This window comes from Flavobacterium praedii (assembly GCF_026810365.1).
Taxonomy (GTDB): Bacteria; Bacteroidota; Bacteroidia; order Flavobacteriales; family Flavobacteriaceae; genus Flavobacterium; species Flavobacterium praedii.
Window position 1 is genome coordinate 1,695,970 of sequence record NZ_CP113948.1, and the last position, 19,741, is coordinate 1,715,710.

Consider the following 19,741-nt stretch of genomic DNA (forward strand, 5'->3'; position numbering starts at 1 on the left):
GTCATCCGTGCTACTTCGGTAGCTTACTCCTACCCCTCTCGCGCAATGTCATTAAGTTAAGAGTTTCTCACTACGCTTTTTCAAAATATAACTCTCGCAAAGACGCGAAGACGCCAATAAATCAGCTCTTAACTTTGCGTCTTGGCGTCTTGGCGAGAAAAAACAAAGCTTAACTTAATGACATTGCCCTCTCGCGGGCTTCACGATACATAAGAACATATTTCATTAGTAATTTCAAATTTATTAAAACAAAAGTTTAAAAAAATTACTCCTCAAAACACAAATAAACTAGCTAAAAATAATAATCTTTTAAACTAAATTAACAAGTAGTATTGAGTAAATTAGCGATTATAAAATTTTGAAATATATTAGATTTATTTGCTGTTTAGTGATAATGCCCTATTAGTTCTCGTGCCTAATCCTCCAAAGCAAACAGCAGAAAGTTAAAGTGTAATTAATATATACAGGAAAAACAATATATTATAAAAATTTAATTTTCAAAAAATAATAAAAGCGCTAGTTTGAATCTTAAATTTAACTAATATAAGTGACATCTTACAACTATGAAACAGAAAAATCACAACCAAGTTCTACGTTTAACAATAGTAGTACTTTTAATTTTAATTTTTGCCACAAGATTTCTATTATCAAATAGGTTTTCTCTAGAATATGGAGAATTGATTTTTTTAATTATTGTAGGCTTATCGATGTTATTTCTTTATAACTTATTTAAAAAAAAGTACAGTGGAATGTGTTTTTTCTTTACTCTCTCTTTTCTACTAATTGGTTTATTTCCCTTTCTCCATTATTTATGCTATTCATCTAACAGAAATAATTATAGTTTTAATACTGATTATTTAAATCAAAGAGTTCTTGTTTACAAACAAGAACTTAAATACTATAAAGATTCAACGGAAATAAAAGAATTGTTTAATAAAGTTAATAAAACTGAAATAAATCTAAAATTGGATTATTCATTTATTGGTAAAAAACAAACTATTGGAGAATATACATTCATTTTAAATAAATTTAATAAAAAATGGTATCAAATCTCAGGTTTACCAAGACCTCCAAATTATCCAGAAGGCACAACAAATAAATTTGAAATTTATAAGGGAAATAAAAAATTCAACTTTGAAATAATAAATGACGACCTGAAAAGTGAAGTAATTTATTTTCTTAGTCAAAAAAAACAATTAGAAAATAAAATAAAAAAACCAAAACAATTTGTTACTTTTTCTGATATTTGGTTAGATTCAGTTACAGGTTTCATATTTGCTTTTATAAAACCTTTATCAAAAGTTTCGCAAATAATAAGAATATTCCAATTGATAGTAGCATATTTTCTTTTTCACATGATTTCTAGTTGGATAAAACAATCAAAAGGATTAAATATTGAAAAAATAGAAAAAGACTATTCCTAATAGTTGTACTAGTGATCTAGTCAATTGCCTTAATTTGAAAATGGTTTTGTATTTAAGATAATTTGTTTCGCCTGTTCGCTATCGTTCGCATGGCAAACCCCAGAATAGAGCTTAAATTAATCTCAAACCCAATCTTGTACTGGGAAGTCAAGAGTAACTTTTACACAAAAAAAAATTGATTTCAATACCAATTATTGGTATATTTGGTAAAAATAAAAATTATGGCACGAAATACATCAATCTTATTAGGAGACTATTTTGAAAACTTTATTAATGAACAAATTTCTACAGGAAAATATAGTTCAGTAAGTGAAGTTGTTAGAACTGCTTTAAGAGTTTTTGAGCAAGAAGAAAACAAAACAAAATCTCTAATCAATGAACTAAAAATTGGCGAAAAGAGTAGTAAAATCAGCAATTTTGACCGCAATAAAAATCTTGAAATGCTAAAAGCTAATTTTCAAAAATAATGCCAGAGTATATAATTAGTGAAAAGGCATTAGAAGATATTAATACCATTTGGATTTATACTGCGGAAAATTGGTCTGTTGAACAAGCTGATCGATATTATAACTTAATCATTGACGAAATTGAATATATCATCGATAATTTAGACATGGCTCATGACTTGGAGAAAATTCGAAAATCATATAGATATTCAAAAGTAAAATCACATTTAATTTTCTTTAAAAAAGAAAAAACAAATGAAATTGAAGTCGTTAGAGTTTTGCACGAAAGAATGGATATTGAAAACCGATTAGCGGAATAAATAAAAATCAACTACTAACAGCTAGCACAGCTACTACAACGGATTTGGGCAATTGGCTTAATGGAAAGTTAGTTTTGTATTTTTAATGATTAGCTTCGCTTGTTGGCTAGCCCTCGGGTGGCCAGAAAAAAACAAGGCTTACTTTAGTCTAAAGCCCAATATTCCCAAAACTTAAAACAATTACAAATAACCCCTTTTCAATAAAAAACCGATACCAAGTTTACTTTTTTTAAATACAAAACATGAAAACAACAATCCTAACATATATTACGCCAAACAAATAGACATCGTGGATTACATCAGTGCCTTTAATAATTTAAAATTTTCGGTCGATAAAAATAAGGTTTTCAATACCAGCTCGTTGACCATATATTTCAAAAAAGAAGGAAAAACATATTCGGTGCTTCCGGGGAAAATGTTAATTATTTCAAATTAAAAATAGCATTTCGCTGCAAATCAACAAAATACCGTAATTTTATATTTGATTATCAATTTATTAGATAGTTTTAAGTTTCTAAAATATGGTATTAAATGAATTTCAGCCCAGTCCCCATTTAAAAGAATATGTACGGGTTTACAGAGTGATTCGTTGTGTCTTTGATTCTAATTCATCTTTGCCATTCAAACCGTATGCACCAAAACCTGAACATTGCCTTAGCTTTTACCCCAGAGACACCGAAACGGTTGATTATACTCAAAGTACCAACAAAATATCCAATCTTTCAGCAGTTATTTTTGGCCAACAAAGTGAAGTAACCCATCGATTTATTGGCAAAGACTTTTTGGTTTTTCAGATCGTTTTTCGACCTGGAGCATTGTATCGTTTGACAGGAATTCCATCCTTTGAATTGACCAATAGTTTCCTTGATGCCGAAATGATTTTTTCGAAAAATTTGATTCAAGAGGTCAACGAGAAACTTTTTTATACTGAAGACTTTCCAAAAATGATTGCTATAGTCGAAGATTTTTTAAAAGGTCAATTTTCGAAAATCAAAATAGAGAAACATAAGATCGATTCTATTTGCGATATTTTGTTGTCAAATAAAGAAAACATTTCCTTAGACTGGTTTGCTAAAGAATCCTGTTTGAGCATGCGACAATTGGAACGTAAATTCCAAGAACGAATGGGAGTCTCTCCAAAATATTACAACAAAGTAGTGCGTTTTGAAAATGCCTTTCGGATGAAAAATGCAAACCCCAATTTGGATTGGCTGAGTATTGCCATTCAATGTGGTTATTATGATTACCAGCATTTGGTCAAAGATTACAAATCATTTACCCAACAAACCCCCATTGAATTTCACTTATTGGATCTAAATTCACCAGAGCGAAAATTTGGTGAAGCGGACACCTATTAAAATGTCGTTTTTTTACCAATACCAATTTTTATAATTATTACAATTTTGTATATCAATAACTTAAACAACTTTTAAGATGCAAAATGTAATTAATAACCCAGCGAACATTGACCTAAAAAAAGGTTTTGTAGTAAAAACAAATGAAAGTCGATTTTCTGAAACTACCAAAATTGGAGGTGTAAATCCAAATGATATTAAAATTTCATCAAAAGACACTAGTGGAAATCTCAGCATGTTTGAATACCAAGGCAATGAAAAAGGAGGCCCACCATTGCACGTACATCCCTATCAAGACGAAGTGTTTTATATTCTAGAAGGAGACTATCTTTTTCAAATTGGGACCGAAAAATTCAGTTTAAAGCAAGGTGACACCATTTTTTTGCCACGGCAAATTCCACATACATTCGCTCAACTTAGCGAAAAAGGTAAAATGGTATTCTTTTTTAATCCCGCTGGAAAAATGGAAGACTTTTTTAGAACTCTTGGAAATCTTCCTGGCCCTCCAACTCCTGAAGAAGGTGCCCAAATATTTGAATCACATGAAATGATTGTTGTAGGACCACCATTAGAGTATTGAAAAGTAACAAAACGTAGACTAAAACTTAAAACCCTTTACAAATGAATAGAAAAAATCATTTGAAAGGGTTTAGTAGCTTTTTAAAACAACAATTTAAATTTACCTCAATTGAGCAGTATCAACTCTTGAAGGAGTATCTTTTCCGCTTATAATACTAGAAGAACTTATGGCAATTGCTTTAATAATTTCTGTCATATTGTTTATATCGAGAGTGCCAATTTCGTCACTGGCTTTGTGGTAATTGGCTTCATTATCCATTTTTGAAGTAGAAATAGTGTGAGCAGGAACACCCAATTTTGCAAGCGTAGCATTATCCGATCTGTAAAATAATTCTTGTTCTGGATAAGGATCAGGATAAAATTTAAAAGCAGAGCCTTCTAAATTTTTCTGCAAAATGGCACCCATATTTGTTTTTTCAAAACCAGTAATGTATGCTGAATTCTTTCCCCATTTGGATTCTGTTCCAATCATTTCTAGATTAAACATGGCGATAACTTGCTCAGGAGCTAATTGTTTAGAAAAATATTTAGCACCATAACCTCCTAATTCTTCGGCTACGAATGTTGTGAAAATGATAGTTCGCTCATTATTATTCTTCTTTTTAAAATACTTGGCCAACATAATTACAGCTGTACTTCCTGCTGCATCATCATTGGCACCATTATAAATAGAATCGGTTGCATCATGTGGCACCCCTTCTTGTGGAGAACCTATTCCCAAATGGTCATAATGCCCAGAGAAAATTACATATTCATTCGGCTTACTTTTACCAGGCAAAACTCCAACTACATTATTCAACGGTTTTTTTGTGATGGTATTTTTAAGATCAATTGTAAATGTAGTAGCATCCGAAACTCCAAATACAAACAGAATCGTATTTTCACCAGGATTTGCAGTAATTCTATCAATCTGTTGAATATTAGGTAAAACATTTTTAAAAGATTCATCAACTAAGATCAATAGACTTTTGGTGCTGTTGTAATATTCATTGAATTTTTTACCAATGTTATCGCCTTTATTGATACTAACAACAGTAATATCGCTCTTTTCGGTCAACGAAACTTCGGGCTGATAAGAGAAAGTTACAACCTGATTATTAAATATTTCCTCACCATTAATTGTAATTTTTGATGAAACTGCTTTGGAAACCGTCATTGAAAACTCTTGTCTAAAATTGGTTGCTCCATTAAAAGGTTGCAATCCAATTCCTTTAAATTCGGATTCTATAAAGGCTGAAGCTTTGTCAATCCCAGGAGTAAAGGTTCTTCTGCCTTGCATATCATCTGCAGACAGTACCGTTTCTATTCGCGTTGCTTCTTTTGGAGTAATTAATTTATCTATGCTTTGACCTACAACAGTAAACTGAATCGACAAACTAAGAACAAGAAAACCTAATGCTTTTTTTTTCATATTTTCGTTATATTAAAAACTATATATTGAGTAAGACAAAATTTCAATCATTTTGTTACACCTTAAATATAGCATTAATTTAAGAAATGGTAATCAATATAATGAAACAAATTGGCAGAGTGTGAATTTCTAAAGTTCATCTTTTCTTTTTACAACCGCAAAATCAAAACTATCCAGATTTTGCAATATAAATTCATCTTCTAAAAAAGATTCCTTAGACAATTCATTTTTTAAATATGAAGTTAGTTTTGAAATAGAATGAACCACTTCACCAATGATGATAATTGCTGGAGAAGCCAATTCATTGTCTTTTACCAATTGTGAAATTGTACTAATAGTTCCAATTACTTTTTTCTCCGTATTTTTTGTTCCATTTTGAATAATAGCAATAGGCAAATCATCGGTTCGATTACTTTGATACAGAGAAACAATTTCGTCCAGTTTGTTCATTCCCATCAAAATCACAACAGTGGCTGAAGATTTAGAAGCCAAAGCAACATCCTTGGACAATTTATGATCCGAAGTTGTTCCGGTGATTACCCAGAAACTTTCGGCAATTTTACGTTGGGTTAAACTTATCCCATTAGATGCTGGCACTCCCAAAGCAGAGGATATTCCAGGAACAATGGCCGTTTCTATCCCAAATCGTTGTGCAAAATCAATTTCTTCACTACCTCTTCCAAAAACAAAAGGGTCTCCCCCTTTTAAGCGAACTACATGTCCATACTTTTGAGCCATCGATACAATTAAGTCATTAATTTGGTCTTGAGAATAGGCATGACAGCCAAAACGTTTCCCTACAAAGACAATTTCAGCCTGATTGGCATATTTTAGGAATTCTTCATTGACTAAAGCATCGTACAATACAACATTTGCATTTTCAAGTGCTTTTATAGCTTTCAAAGTAATTAATTCTGAATCTCCAGGACCCGCTCCTACTATTGTTAATTTTGGCTTATTTACTTGTTTCATATTAGCAATAAAAGTTACTTAAGTATTTTTACTTACGACAAATATAAGTATTATTTTTATTTAAAATATTATTTTAAGTCAAAATTTAAAGACATACTATTGAATGAAATATTTATTAAAGTTTTAAAAAATTAAATTTAAAAATAATGTTAAATAATTCAAAAATCTTAAAAACCACAGACCAAAGATAGTAATGAATGTGAAAATTAACTTTATTTTCCTTTTTTTACAGTTAAATTAAACTAAATTATAGCTTATTTTAGTCATATATTACTTTTCTGTCAAATATTTTAATACTAAATTTGTATTAATTTATTATTTTTTAAGCATATTTATCAAATATAACACATTTACACCGTGTTTAAAATAAATTATTCGCAATTATTAAGCAATAAAAAGATTTTTTATAAAATAATATTTTTTATTTAACAAAATATTGTGATATTTGACCCAACTAATCATAAAAAATCTAAACATGAAAATTAATTTTAAGTATTTTTTCGGCCTTTTATTTGTGCTTTTTGTACAAATAGCAAGTGCTCAAGAAATTAAAGTGACCGGAAAGGTTACGGACCAAGCTGGAATTCCAATTCCTGGAGCAAACGTTTTAATAAAAGGAACCAAATCAAGTGTTGAAACTGGATTTGATGGAGAATTTACTTTAGACGCCAAAAAAGGAGACAAACTTATTGTAACTTTCATTGGTATGAAAACTGTTGAAGTAGCTGCTGCTTCTACAATAACTGTAAAATTGGCAAATGCTACAAATGAATTAGAATCTGTTCTTGTAGTAGGATATGGTACTTCTACAAAAAAGAAATCAACTGATGCAATTGTTAGAGTTACAGCCAAAGACATTCAACAAGTCCCTGTAGCGAATGTTCAAAACGCATTGGTTGGTAAATTAGCTGGGGTACAAATTACTCAAACCAACGGTAAAGTAGAGGGCGGTGTAAGTATAAGAGTTAGAGGCGCTGCTAGTATAAGTGCTGGATCAGAACCGTTATATGTTTTGGATGGTATGCCTTTGATTACTTCAGACGAATCCAGCAATGGAGCACCAACAAATCCTTTATTAACTTTGAGCCCGAGTGAAATCGAATCCATAGATGTATTAAAAGATGCATCATCGGCAGCAATTTACGGAGCACGTGGAGCAAACGGTGTTGTAATTATTACCACTAAAAAAGGAAAAACAGGAAAAGGCACTTTTTCTGTCAATCTATCACAAGGTGTAAGCCAAGCAACACACAAAAGAAAATGGCTAAATGCAGCACAATATATTGAATTATTTAGTGAAGCTGCTATAAACGGTGCAGATGGAGATGGAACTGGTGACATTACAGATGTAACAGATGAATTTGATTATTTAGCCCAAGGAACAGATTGGAAAAATGGTGAAGTTGATACTAATTGGCAAGATCTTGCTTTTCAAAATGGAACAACTACAGATGCCGATTTTTCAGTTTCTGGTGGTGATGCAAAAACAAAATATTTCTTTTCGGCAGCCTACAACAATACCAAAGGAATTATTGTAACCAATGCATTAGAAAGAATTACTGCAAGAACCAATATCTCACATCAAGTCTCTAATAATTTTACTGCAGGTATGAATTTAAGCTTTTCAAGAGCTCAAATTGATCGAGTCCAAGATGACAATGCATTTGTAACTCCATTACAAGCTGTTGCTCAATCTCCTTTATCTCCTGCACGATTAGCTGATGGAACAGCGAATCCAAATACAGAATATGCAAACTTTTTGTTAGCAATAGACAACTCTTATTGGAAAACATTAGTTAGAAGAGTAACAGGAAAAGTATTTGGAGAGTTAAAAATTGTACCGTCGTTAAAATTTAACTCAGATTTTGCATACGATTTAATGTCCCAAACAGAAGATAGTTGGACAGGAAGTAAAGCACCTTTTCAATCAACAGATGGAGAAGTATTCGCTTCATCAGTAAATAATGAATCTTATATTTTTAGTAATTATTTGACATTTGACAAGACTTTTTCTGAAAAACACACTATTAATATAGTTGCAGGTACTGAGTTTAACAAATACAATCGTAGATACCAAGATGTAACAGGAATAGGTTTTCCAAATGATTCCTTTCAGACAGTTGATGGTGCTGCAGAAATATTAAATGGTGCAGGAAGTGAAACAGACTATACTTTTGTATCCCTTTTTGGAAGATTCAACTATTCATTTGACAATAAATATTTGTTTAAAGCAAGTATTCGTAGAGATGGATCTTCTCGTTTTGGAAAAAATGAAAGATATGGAATATTTCCAGCTTTTTCTGCTGGATGGATTATGTCACAAGAAAATTTCCTAAAAGACAATGAAATTGTATCCTTTTTAAAACTAAAAGGTAGCTGGGGACAATTAGGAAATGCTGAAATTGGAAATTTTGCATCTCGTCAATTATACGCACAAAATTCATACAATCTTAAAACCGGACTTTCTTTTACTCAGGCAGGAAATGATGACCTTACATGGGAGAAATCAAGCCAAGTTGATTTAGGAGTTGAAATTGGTTTTTTAAATCGATTTAATATAGACGCTGATTATTATAACAAAAAAACAAATGATTTACTTTTTCAATTACCTATTCCAATCAGTTCAGGTACATCAACAGTTAATGAAAATATCGGAGATATACAAAGTTCAGGATTTGAGTTTACTTTAAATTCTAAAAATATTGACAACGATAATTTCAAATGGAATACAAGTTTCAATATAACAACAAACAAAACGGAAGTTATAGCATTAGCTAATAACAAAGATGTTGTTGGGGCTTATACCATAAATAGAGTTGGCGAAAATGTATCTGCATTCTATTTAAAGGAATACGCAGGTGTAGACCCTGCAAATGGAGATGCATTATACATCAAAAACACTGTTAATTCAGATGGAACTATTGACAGAAGTACAACAAATGATTATTCTGAAGCACAAAGAGTAGTAACTGGAAACCCATTTCCAGAATTAATGGCTGGTCTAACCAATGTTCTTAATTACAAAAACTTCGATCTTTCTTTCACTTTTCAAGGAGAATGGGGCGCAAGTATCTACAATTCTGCAGGAAAATATCAATCGGTAAATGCAGATTATTTTGACAATCAAACCTTAGATCAATTGGACCGTTGGCAAAAACCAGGAGATATCACAAATGTACCTCAAGCTAGATTTGGTGGGGGGAATGGAGCAGGAGAATCAACACGTTTTCTAGATAGTGCTGATTTCATTCGATTAAGAAATCTTACATTAGGATATACTTTACCAACTCAAGCACTTAAAGAAACAGGCTTAAGTTCTGTAAGATTATACTTCACAGGGGTTAACTTATTAACTTTTACTGATTACAAAGGATACGACCCTGAAGCAAGAAGAGACGATCAAGGAGTTGGTGAAGAATTCTACTCTGCACCGCCTGCTAAAACAATGGCATTAGGTGTAAATATTAATTTTTAAATTTAAAAAAATGAAAACAAATAAATTAATCCTATTTATAATTCTAGCTTCATTTTTTGTAAGTTGTGAAAATGAATTAGAAATTGAACCTAAAAATTCAAAAGACGCAGTAGAGATATTAAAAACCGAAGCAGGTATAATTAATATTTTAAACGGAACATATGCTCAAGCAGCTGCAGGTAGTGGCTACGGCGGAAGAATATCAATTGTTTCTGATTTATTAGCTCAAACAGGAAAATCATCTTCTGAATGGAGATTTAGAGGTACAACTGGAAGCTTAAGAAATATATTCACAAAATCTATATTGGTAGACAATACTGCTGTAGAAGACATCTATACTAATAGTTATGCTATCATTAACAGCACTAACACGGTAATTGAGAATATAGATAAAGTAACCGATACAAATTTGCAAACTAGAATGATTGCAGAAGCAAAATTCCTTCGTTCATTAGTTTATTTCGACTTAGTACGATTGTTTGCCAAACCCTATATTGCAGGATCTATAAACAATCAATTGGGGGTTGTTATTAGATCAAAAGCGATATATGATTATAAAGCAGATTTATCTAAAGAAAGAAGTACTGTAGAAGAAGTTTATGCATTAATCATTTCTGATTTGAAAGATGCATATGCAAATCTACCTGATACAAATAGTTATTATGCTGACAAATATGCTGCTCAAGCAATTTTAGCTAGAGTTTATTTGCAACAAGGAAACTATGCCGAAGCAAGAGATGCTGCAAATGATGTGATTTTAAATAGTGGAAATGAATTAATGAAAAAATATTCTCAAGCTTTTAATCATGACACTGATCAATTAGAAGATGTATTTGCTATCCAAATGACTAAACAATCTGGTTCAAATCAATTAGTTAATTCTTATGCTTCTGAAGTAAACGGAGGTCGCGGGGGTGATATTGTAATCAATTCAGCATACATCAATAAATTTGAGACAAACGACGAAAGAGGTAGTTTTGTATATATAAATCCAGTTAATAATCGAAGACTTAGTTCTAAATACACAAGTGAATTTGGAGACGTTCCTTTAGTTCGTTTAGCTGAAATGTATTTAATTCGTGCAGAATCTAATTTCAGAGAAGGAACTGCTGTTGGTGATACCTACACAAATGACATCAATTTGTTAAGAAACAGAGCCAAAGCAACTCCATTTGCAAATCCAACTCTAACTGATATTTTAAGAGAACGCGAACTTGAATTAGGAATGGAAGGGTTTAGAATACATGACATCAAAAGAACAAAAGGATCTATTTCAGCTTCTTTACCTTGGGATTCTGATCTATTGGTTTTCCCTATTCCACTGTATGAAACCAATACTAATAAATTAATAACTCAAAATCCTGGATATTAATAACTTTTATTCTTGATTAAACTAAACCATCCGCCTCATCGGATGGTTTTTTTTTTATTACTCAAGTACAAATGACCACCAATAAAGTGTTTAAAGATCTACATGAGCTTTTAAAGCATCTATTCATTAGTCCTTATATAAATTTAAAATCATTTATAATTGGATTTATTAATCATAAATAATATAAAACCCGATGTACATATTTCAAAACTATAGTTAAAACAAAAAAAGCCTAAAAACAAAAATATGTTTTCAGGCTTTTAACCAAATTCAAAATATGTATAACCAAACTAACTTATTACTCAATAGGCAAAACTAAATTTACCGTTATGGCTTCTAAAACCTGAAATGCGGTTTCTGCCATTTTATTCCCTTTGGTATCCAAAAGTGGATTTACTTCAACCACTTCAAAACAAACCACTTTTTTGGATCGAATAATTTGATTAATGATTTCAATAATCTCATATTGATCAAACCCTCGAGAAACGGGAGTTCCTGTTCCAAATGAAATTAAATCACAATCCATAGAATCGACATCAAAAGAAACATACAAAACATCACAATGTGATAATTTTGCCAAGGCTTCATCTACACAAATCTCTAAACCTCTAAAACGAATTTCATCTACTTTGTAATTACGGATTTTCAATCTTTCAATCTGTCTGTCTTCTGCTTCTTCTGTATCGCGAACACCAAAATAAATCAAGTTTTCAGGCAAAACTTTAGCGCCTTCAATACCAATATTCTTCATTTCGTTCCAATGTTCCTGAGTGTCTACAGCAACAGCATTTACTTGACAATCCAAATTATCATCTGCAAGCGCTGCCGCCAATGGCATACCGTGAATATTACCTGATGGCGTTGTATAAGGCGAATGCAAATCGGCATGGGCATCTATCCATATTACACCAACAGTTTGATTTGGATAAGCTGCTTTTACTCCGCTTATAGTTCCTAAAGCCGAAGAATGATCTCCTGACAGAACTATTGGAAAATAATTAGTATTCAAGTTTTTTTTGACCGAATTACTCACACGTGTACATTGTTCTACAACATGTTCAATTCTTTTGGCTACAGAACTACGGTATTTGTCATATATGGATTCGTTATGCGTTTTAACATCTTCAAATTCATATTCATTAAAATATTCACTATTTTTATTAATCGCTGCTATTTCAATGGCATCAATCCCTAAATCCGAGCCTCTGGTTCCAGCTCCGATATCGGATCTGTTTTTTATTATTTTAATAGCTTTTTGCATGGATACTATTTTTGACTATTAGAGCATTAGACTTTACAAACTTAGAATCTCAGAATCTTAGAATCTCAGAATCTTATTTAAAATCATTTAAAGCTCTTTCGATAATAGCCAAACACTCTTGAATTTGAGTTTCTGTAATTACTAATGGTGGTGCAAAACGAATTTTGTTACCATGAGTTGGTTTTGCCAATAATCCATAATCTCTAAAACGAAGACATATATCCCAAGCCAAATCTGAATCTTCTCCACAATTGATCACAATAGCATTCAATAATCCTTTTCCACGAACCAATTCGATTAATGGATTTCTTTCTGCAATTTCATTCAATCCTTTTCTTAAAATAATACCTAATCTTTCTGCATTTTCAGATAAATTCTCTTCGCGAACCACTTCAAGAGCTGCAATAGCAACAGCGGCAGCCACAGGATTTCCTCCAAAAGTAGAACCGTGCTGTCCTGGTTTAATGACATTCATGATTTCATTATTGGCCAATACTGCCGAAACTGGATAAACACCACCAGAAATTGCTTTACCCAAAATCAAAATATCTGGTTTTACTTCAGGTCTATTTTCGCATCCTTTTTCACAAGAACAATTACCACAAGTTGCCAATAGTCTACCTGTACGAGCAATTCCAGTTTGAACCTCATCTGCAATAAACAAAACATTGTTAGCTTCACAAAGCGCTTTGGCTTTGGCCAAATAACCTTCAGTAGGTACATAAACGCCCGCTTCGCCTTGAATTGGCTCCACCAAAAATCCTGCAATATTCTTTGACGATTTTAATACATTTTCTAATGCTTCAGTATCGTCGTATGGTATTTTTATAAAACCTTCGGTAAAAGGACCAAAACTTTTACGAGCTCCTTCATCATTAGAAAAAGATATAATAGTAGTAGTACGACCGTGAAAATTATTTTCACAAACTATAATTTGCGCTTGATTTTCGGCAATTCCTTTTACTTCATACGCCCATTTTCTACATAATTTCAAAGCGGTTTCTACTGCCTCAGCACCAGTATTCATTGGTAATATTTTATCAAAACCAAAATAGTTTGACATATACTCCTCATAAACACCCAATTGATCATTATGAAAAGCACGCGATGTTAAGGTTAATGTTTGCGCTTGTTTTATCATTGCACCAACAATTTTTGGATGGCAATGTCCTTGATTTACAGCCGAATAAGCTGATAAGAAATCATAATATTTTTTTCCATCTACATCCCATACAAAAACACCTTCTCCTTTTTCTAAAACAACTGGTAGAGGATGGTAATTATGAGCCCCATATTTATTCTCTTTTTCAATTAAAACTTCCGATTTTGAAGAAAGTTCTTGCGCTGTATGTATCATGATTCAATAATTTATTAAAAAACTTTACACAAAAGTAACAAATATTTTTTATTTACCAAATAAAATACTAATTTTGACTTAAATTTAATCTAAATAAAGAAAATATTTTTTAAATTCATTTTAAATAAAGTCATTTTGGCCAATTCATAATTCATTTTACAGATTAATATAGGATATGAATAAAAAATAATTACTTTTATAACTCTAAAAAAAAGTGATTTTAACTTAAAAAACCAGATATGGACGTATTAGATGAATTTGACATCAGCATCATTAAAGAATTAGAAAAAGATGGTAGAATGGCCTTTTCGGCAATTGCGAGTAATCTTAAAATATCAAATACTATGGTGCATCAACGCATCAATAGACTAATAGAACAAGGAATTATTGTAGGAATAAAACCCGTTTTAAACGAAAAAAAAATAGGTTATGATTGGGGTTCTTTTACTGGAATCACTTTAAACAAAGATCAAGATTCTGACAAAGTTATTGAAGCTTTGAAAAACATACCCGAAGTAACCGAATGTTATTACATTACAGGATCTTTCACACTATACATTAAACTGATAGCAAAAGATCACGAACACATGAGAAAATTACTATATGAGAAAATAGATAATATTCCAGGCATTGCCAAAACCGATTCTATAATCGAGTTAGGTTGTGCTTTTAAGCGAAACGTAACTTTATAAACCACTATAAAATGTCCTCAGATTTATTCATTAAAACAATCCGAAAATTAACACTTGCCATTACTTATTTTAGCTTAACATTTACACTTTTATCTTGTGATAGTAGTTCAAATGAACCAAGCCCCTCTCCTACTCCAAAACCCGTTTTTAAACTACCATCATCAATTGGTATTGTAGGAGACACAAGTAATGTAAATGCACCGTCAAGTTTTGGTACTGTTTTAATGGGTGGATCGACAGATGTTGACGCTGCCATGAAATGGATGATCAACAAAAGCAAAGGCGGTGATGTCATTATTCTAAGATCAACTGGCGGCACAGGTTACAATCAATACCTTTATGACTTGGTTAAAGTTGACGCAAAAAGCCAAGTAAATTCGGTTGAAACTTTATTAATCAACAGTATTGAATTGGCCAATAATCCAAAAGTAGCTGAAAGAATCAAACAAGCCGAAATGGTTTTTATTGCTGGAGGAGATCAATCCAATTATATTAATTATTGGAAAAATACTTTAGTTGAAGATGCCCTAAATTATTTAATTGCGACAAAGAAAATTCCAATCGGAGGAACAAGTGCAGGTTGTGCCATTATGGGCGAGGCCATGTATACCGCCGAAAAAGGTTCTGTAACTTCGGACCAAGCACTAACAAATCCTTATAATGTCGACATGACGCTACAAAGAGATTTTGTAAACAACCCGTATTTAAAAAATACCATTACAGATACTCATTACAACAATCCAGATAGAAAAGGCAGACACTTTACTTTTTTGGCTCGTTTGATGAAAGATTTTTCTATTGCAACTCCAAAAGGAATTGGTGTTGAAGAAGAAACAGCTGTATGCATAGATGAAAATGGCATAGCAACAGTTTTTGGAATCGGTTCCGCTTATTTTTTAATTGCAAAAGAAGGTGCCCCAGAAAACTGCACTACAAATACCGCTCTAAATTGGGTTTTGAACAAAAAAGCTGTTCAAGTATATACCATTGTTGGAAATTCAACTACTGGCAACGGAAATTTTGACCTTACCAATTGGACTGCCGTTTCAGGAGGAACTACTAAAAATATGTACAGTACAAATGGTGTACTTACTATTGAATAATTTTAAATCCTTCTAAAACAAAACAGCTATGAAAACTACCCTTTTTACTACTACAACTATTTTCAAATTATTCACACTATTACTACTACTTTTGTTTTGTAATTACAATCAAGCCCAAACTCCTAAAGGGAAATTATTCATTATTGGAGGAGGAAAACGCTCTGATAAACTAATGAGTCAACTTTTATCCATTTCGAGTTTACAGAAAAAAGATTATATCGTTGTCCTGCCCATGTCAAGTGAAGAACCAGACAGTGCTTATATATATTTCAAAGAACAAGTACAAAAATTGACTTCCAACCCAATTGTAATGCTAAATTTCGACAAACAAACGGCAACAAATCCAGTTTTAGTTGACTCCTTACAAAAAGCAAAAATAATATTTATTAGTGGTGGAGACCAAACACGTTTTATGGGAGTTGTAGCTAATACTCCCGTTTTCAAAGCCATTCATCAAGCCTATCAAAATGGCGCCAGCATTGCTGGAACAAGTGCTGGAGCTGCGGTTATGTGCGAACACATGATTACAGGAAATCAAAAATTAGAAACCAAATATACCGAAACTTTTGACAACATTCGATATAACAATCTAGAAACTGCCGAAGGTTTAGGATTGATTAAAAACGTAATTATAGACCAACATTTCCTTAAAAGAAGCCGCTACAATAGACTCCTTTCCGGTTTAATTGAATTTCCAACTCACATCGGAATTGGTATTGATGAAAGCACCGCAATAATTGTACGCAATAAAGAAATTGAAATTGCGGGTGAAAGCGAAGTTATTGTGGTACAAAATCCAAAAGAAATTACAAAAGGACCAAGAAATAATACGATAGGAATAAAAAGTCTTGAAATGGGTGTTTTTTATGAAGGTCAAAAATTTAAAATCAAGTAATATGCAAATCTTTAGAAGAAATATAAAAGTTGGAATTCTATTTATTTGTTTTTCAACAATTGGTTTGGCTCAAAAACTGGATAGTAAAGAAATAAATAGACTGAATAAAATTGCTCAACAAGTTACTATTATCAGAGACAATTGGGGAATTGCTCACATTTATGGAAAAAAAGACTCAGATGCAGTTTTTGGAATGTTGTATGCACAATGCGAAGATGATTTCAAGAGAGTCGAAATGAATTATATAGACAAACTTGGTCGACTTGCCGAAATAAAAGGACAATCTGTTTTATATAATGACTTAGAGACCCGTTTATTAATTGATGTAGACGAGGCCAAAGCCGATTATAAGAATGCAGCTCCTTGGTTAAAAAAATTACTAAACAGTTATGCAGATGGTATTAACTACTACTTATACAAACATCCTGAAGTAAAACCATTAATGCTTACTCATTTTGAACCTTGGTTTCCTTTACTTTGGACAGATGGTAGCATTGGCGCTATTAGTACAGCAGATTTATCAAACGCTGAATTAAAATCCTTTTACGGAAGTGATGACAAATTTGCTTATATCGAAAAAGTAAAAGATATGCAAACAGGTTCCAACGGTTTTGCTATCGCTCCTTCAAAAACAGCCAGTGGAAATGCTATTTTGTATATTAATCCACACACTACTTTTTATTTTAGACCCGAAATACAAATCAATAGCGAAGAAGGTTTGAATGCTTATGGTGCCGTAACTTGGGGACAATTTTTTATCTATCAAGGATTTAATGAAAATTGTGGTTGGATGCATACTTCATCCAATGTCGATGTTGCCGATATGTACGCCGAAAAAATAGTAACAAAAAACAAAAAACTTTTTTATCAATATGACACCAAATTATATCCAGTTATAGAAAAGAAAATCACCATTAGTTATCTAGAAAATGGCAAATTAATTCCAAAAACATTTACTACTTTTTTTACCAATAATGGTCCAATAATGGCCAAAAGAGATGGAAAATGGATTAGTCTCAAGTCCAATAACCGTTCCATGAAAAGCTTAGAACAAAGTTGGGTTCGTACAAAATCCAAAAACTTTGATGACTATAAAAAAGCAATGGAATTGAAAGCCAATGCTTCAAACAATACGGTTTATGCCGACAATAAAGGAAATATCGGATACTGGCACGGAAATTTTATTCCGATTCGGGACAAAAACTTAAATTGGGCAAAAGTGATGGACGGAACTACTTCAGCAACACAATGGAAAGGTTTACATAATCCATCCGAAACTGTTCATCTTTTTAATCCTGCAAATGGTTGGCTGCAAAATTGCAATTCGACACCCTATAGCGTTGCGGGAATAAATAGTCCAAAAGAAGAAAATTACTTGCCGTATATGGCACCCGATGGCGAAAACTTTAGAGGAATAAACGCCGTCCGTATTTTAAGCCAAGGAAAAAATTATACCTTAGATAAAATAATTGCAGATGGATATGACTCCAAACTTTCTATTTTTGAAGTTTTAGTCCCTGCTTTGATTGCGAGTTTTGAAAAAAACATACAACCCGAAAATCCAATTTATACTGAATTAATAGAACCTATAACTTTATTAAAAAAATGGGACTATTATGCCAATGAAAACTCTGTTGCTACAACTTTGACCAATGAGTGGGCGTACAAACTTAATCCGATCATTCAAAAAGTATATATCGATGAAGGTGAAATGGACCAAGTTGAAAATACCATTCAATTTGCCAAAACTGCAACAGCTGACCAACTAATTCCGCAATTGCAAACTGTCGTAAATGAGTTAAAAACAAAATTTGGTACTTGGCAAATTCCTTGGGGCGAACTCAACAGATTTCAGCGCTCCTCTGGCGACATAGATTTAACATACAATGACAACCTTGAAAGCTTAGCAATTGGCAACGGATCTGCGCTGTGGGGCAGTTTACCTGCATACAAAAGCGCGTATCAAAACAGTACCAAAAAACGGTATGGTTATAATGGAAATAGCTTTGTTTGTGCAGTAGAATTTGGAACAAAGGTAACAGCAAAATCACTTTTAGCGGGAGGCAACAGTGGTGATCCAAAATCGAAACATTTTATGGATCAAGCAATACCATATCAAAAAGGACAATTCAAAGATGTATTATTTTACAAAGAAGACGTTCAAAAAAATGCTGAACGTACTTATCACCCTGGTGAATAATTCCAAAATAAATCAATCTCATAGAACCTTGAAAGAAGTAACTTTCAAGGTTTTTTTATATCATTATTATTCTGATATTTGTAAAAACTAAAGCCATGAAAAATTTAAAATTTTTACTATTCTTCTTATTATCAATTACAAATCAGACTTTTTCACAATTAAAACCCGTACAATACAAAGATGATAAACAAATTCTAAATGGTTTTAAAATCGCCCCGACAAAAAAAAGCACAGAAAAACCAGGGATTTTAATTTTACCAGCATGGAAAGGAATTGATAAACTCTCTAAAGACACTGCTGATAAACTTTCAAAAATGGGCTATTATGCCTTTATTGCTGATATTTATGGAGAAGGAAATTATCCAAAAGACAACAATGAGGCTGGAAATAATGCAGGATTTTACAAAAAAAACTATGAAGCTTACCAAAAGAGAATCTCATTAGCTTTAAACCAATTAATACTTGCTGGAGCCAATCCAGAAAATATTGTAGTCATTGGATATTGTTTCGGAGGAACTGGAGCACTTGAGGCAGCTCGCGGCCATCTTAATGTAAAAGGTGTTGTATCTTTTCATGGAGGTTTAGCCAAAGACGAATTTCGTGCCACTGAACCAATTACCGCAAAAGTTTTGATATGCCACGGAGCCGATGATCCTTATGAATCTATAGAAGAGATTTTAGCTTTTCAAAAAGAAATGCGAGATACAAAAGCCGATTGGCAAATGATTTATTACGCCAATGCTGTTCATTCTTTTACCAATCCAGAATCTGGAAATGACAATTCAAAAGGAGCTGCTTATAATGAAAAAGCTGCAAAACGATCTTTTGAACATTTCAAATTATTTTTAAATGAAGTATTAAAAAAATAAAATAACAAAT

At 32.2% G+C, this 19,741-nt stretch carries 16 protein-coding genes; 12 read left to right on the forward strand and 4 right to left on the reverse strand.

All coding sequences use genetic code 11. The annotated features are described in order from the left end of the window. Positions 1–563 precede the first annotated feature (563 nt). The 5 genes from OYT91_RS07210 (at position 564) to OYT91_RS07230 (ending at position 4,125) form a co-directional block, all read left to right on the forward strand. Positions 564–1,424 carry a hypothetical protein gene (locus tag OYT91_RS07210; protein ID WP_281240100.1) on the forward strand — a complete coding sequence of 287 codons (861 nt, stop codon included), beginning with the start codon at positions 564–566 and terminating at the stop codon, positions 1,422–1,424. Positions 1,425–1,645: 221 nt separating this feature from the next. Next, complete coding sequence (locus OYT91_RS07215) at positions 1,646–1,891, forward strand: type II toxin-antitoxin system ParD family antitoxin (protein ID WP_269222403.1); 246 nt, start codon at positions 1,646–1,648, stop codon at positions 1,889–1,891. Beyond that, positions 1,891–2,190: a type II toxin-antitoxin system RelE/ParE family toxin gene (locus OYT91_RS07220; RefSeq protein ID WP_281240101.1), complete on the forward strand. Its 300-nt coding sequence runs from the start codon at positions 1,891–1,893 to the stop codon at positions 2,188–2,190. The genes OYT91_RS07215 and OYT91_RS07220 overlap by 1 nt, the downstream gene beginning before the upstream one ends. 521 nt (positions 2,191–2,711) lie before the next feature. Continuing rightward, positions 2,712–3,548 carry a helix-turn-helix domain-containing protein gene (locus OYT91_RS07225; protein ID WP_281240102.1) on the forward strand — a complete coding sequence of 279 codons (837 nt, stop codon included), beginning with the start codon at positions 2,712–2,714 and terminating at the stop codon, positions 3,546–3,548. 76 nt (positions 3,549–3,624) lie between these two features. Continuing rightward, on the forward strand, positions 3,625–4,125 hold the full coding sequence (locus OYT91_RS07230; protein WP_281240103.1) for a cupin domain-containing protein: 501 nt from the start codon (positions 3,625–3,627) through the stop codon (positions 4,123–4,125). Between the two features lie 99 nt (positions 4,126–4,224). On the opposite strand, the gene OYT91_RS07235 is transcribed toward OYT91_RS07230, so the two are convergent. Beyond that, positions 4,225–5,535, reverse strand: coding sequence for a M28 family metallopeptidase (locus OYT91_RS07235; RefSeq protein WP_281240104.1), 1,311 nt, complete (start codon positions 5,533–5,535; stop codon positions 4,225–4,227). Between the two features lie 129 nt (positions 5,536–5,664). Further along, positions 5,665–6,507 carry a uroporphyrinogen-III C-methyltransferase gene (cobA, locus tag OYT91_RS07240; protein ID WP_281240105.1) on the reverse strand — a complete coding sequence of 281 codons (843 nt, stop codon included), beginning with the start codon at positions 6,505–6,507 and terminating at the stop codon, positions 5,665–5,667. Between the two features lie 475 nt (positions 6,508–6,982). On the opposite strand from cobA, the gene OYT91_RS07245 reads away from it, so the two are divergent. Continuing rightward, complete coding sequence (locus tag OYT91_RS07245) at positions 6,983–9,982, forward strand: SusC/RagA family TonB-linked outer membrane protein (protein ID WP_281240106.1); 3,000 nt, start codon at positions 6,983–6,985, stop codon at positions 9,980–9,982. A 10-nt stretch (positions 9,983–9,992) separates the two neighbouring features. Beyond that, positions 9,993–11,354: a RagB/SusD family nutrient uptake outer membrane protein gene (locus tag OYT91_RS07250; RefSeq protein ID WP_269222396.1), complete on the forward strand. Its 1,362-nt coding sequence runs from the start codon at positions 9,993–9,995 to the stop codon at positions 11,352–11,354. A gap of 298 nt (positions 11,355–11,652) precedes the next feature. On the opposite strand, the gene OYT91_RS07255 is transcribed toward OYT91_RS07250, so the two are convergent. After that, positions 11,653–12,615 (reverse strand): arginase, encoded by a 963-nt coding sequence (locus OYT91_RS07255; protein ID WP_281240107.1) that lies wholly within the window; start codon positions 12,613–12,615, stop codon positions 11,653–11,655. A 73-nt stretch (positions 12,616–12,688) separates the two neighbouring features. Then, positions 12,689–13,972 carry an ornithine--oxo-acid transaminase gene (rocD, locus tag OYT91_RS07260; protein WP_281240108.1) on the reverse strand — a complete coding sequence of 428 codons (1,284 nt, stop codon included), beginning with the start codon at positions 13,970–13,972 and terminating at the stop codon, positions 12,689–12,691. Between the two features lie 239 nt (positions 13,973–14,211). Here rocD and OYT91_RS07265 point away from each other — a divergent pair, with 239 nt between their 5' ends. The 5 genes from OYT91_RS07265 to OYT91_RS07285 all read left to right on the forward strand — a co-directional run bounded on the left by OYT91_RS07265 (position 14,212) and on the right by OYT91_RS07285 (position 19,731). Continuing rightward, a complete protein-coding gene (locus OYT91_RS07265; RefSeq protein ID WP_281240109.1) occupies positions 14,212–14,664 on the forward strand; it encodes an Lrp/AsnC family transcriptional regulator in 453 nt (150 codons plus the stop codon). An 11-nt stretch (positions 14,665–14,675) separates the two neighbouring features. Further along, positions 14,676–15,767: a cyanophycinase gene (locus OYT91_RS07270; RefSeq protein WP_281240110.1), complete on the forward strand. Its 1,092-nt coding sequence runs from the start codon at positions 14,676–14,678 to the stop codon at positions 15,765–15,767. Between the two features lie 28 nt (positions 15,768–15,795). Further along, the gene (locus tag OYT91_RS07275; protein ID WP_281240111.1) at positions 15,796–16,662 is read left to right on the forward strand and encodes a cyanophycinase; all 867 of its coding nucleotides are present in this window, start codon (positions 15,796–15,798) and stop codon (positions 16,660–16,662) included. Position 16,663: 1 nt separating this feature from the next. Beyond that, entirely contained in the window at positions 16,664–18,862 is a 2,199-nt protein-coding gene (locus OYT91_RS07280; protein ID WP_281240112.1) for a penicillin acylase family protein, read from the forward strand. Positions 18,863–18,957: 95 nt separating this feature from the next. Then, positions 18,958–19,731: a dienelactone hydrolase family protein gene (locus tag OYT91_RS07285; protein WP_281240113.1), complete on the forward strand. Its 774-nt coding sequence runs from the start codon at positions 18,958–18,960 to the stop codon at positions 19,729–19,731. Positions 19,732–19,741: the final 10 nt, after the last annotated feature.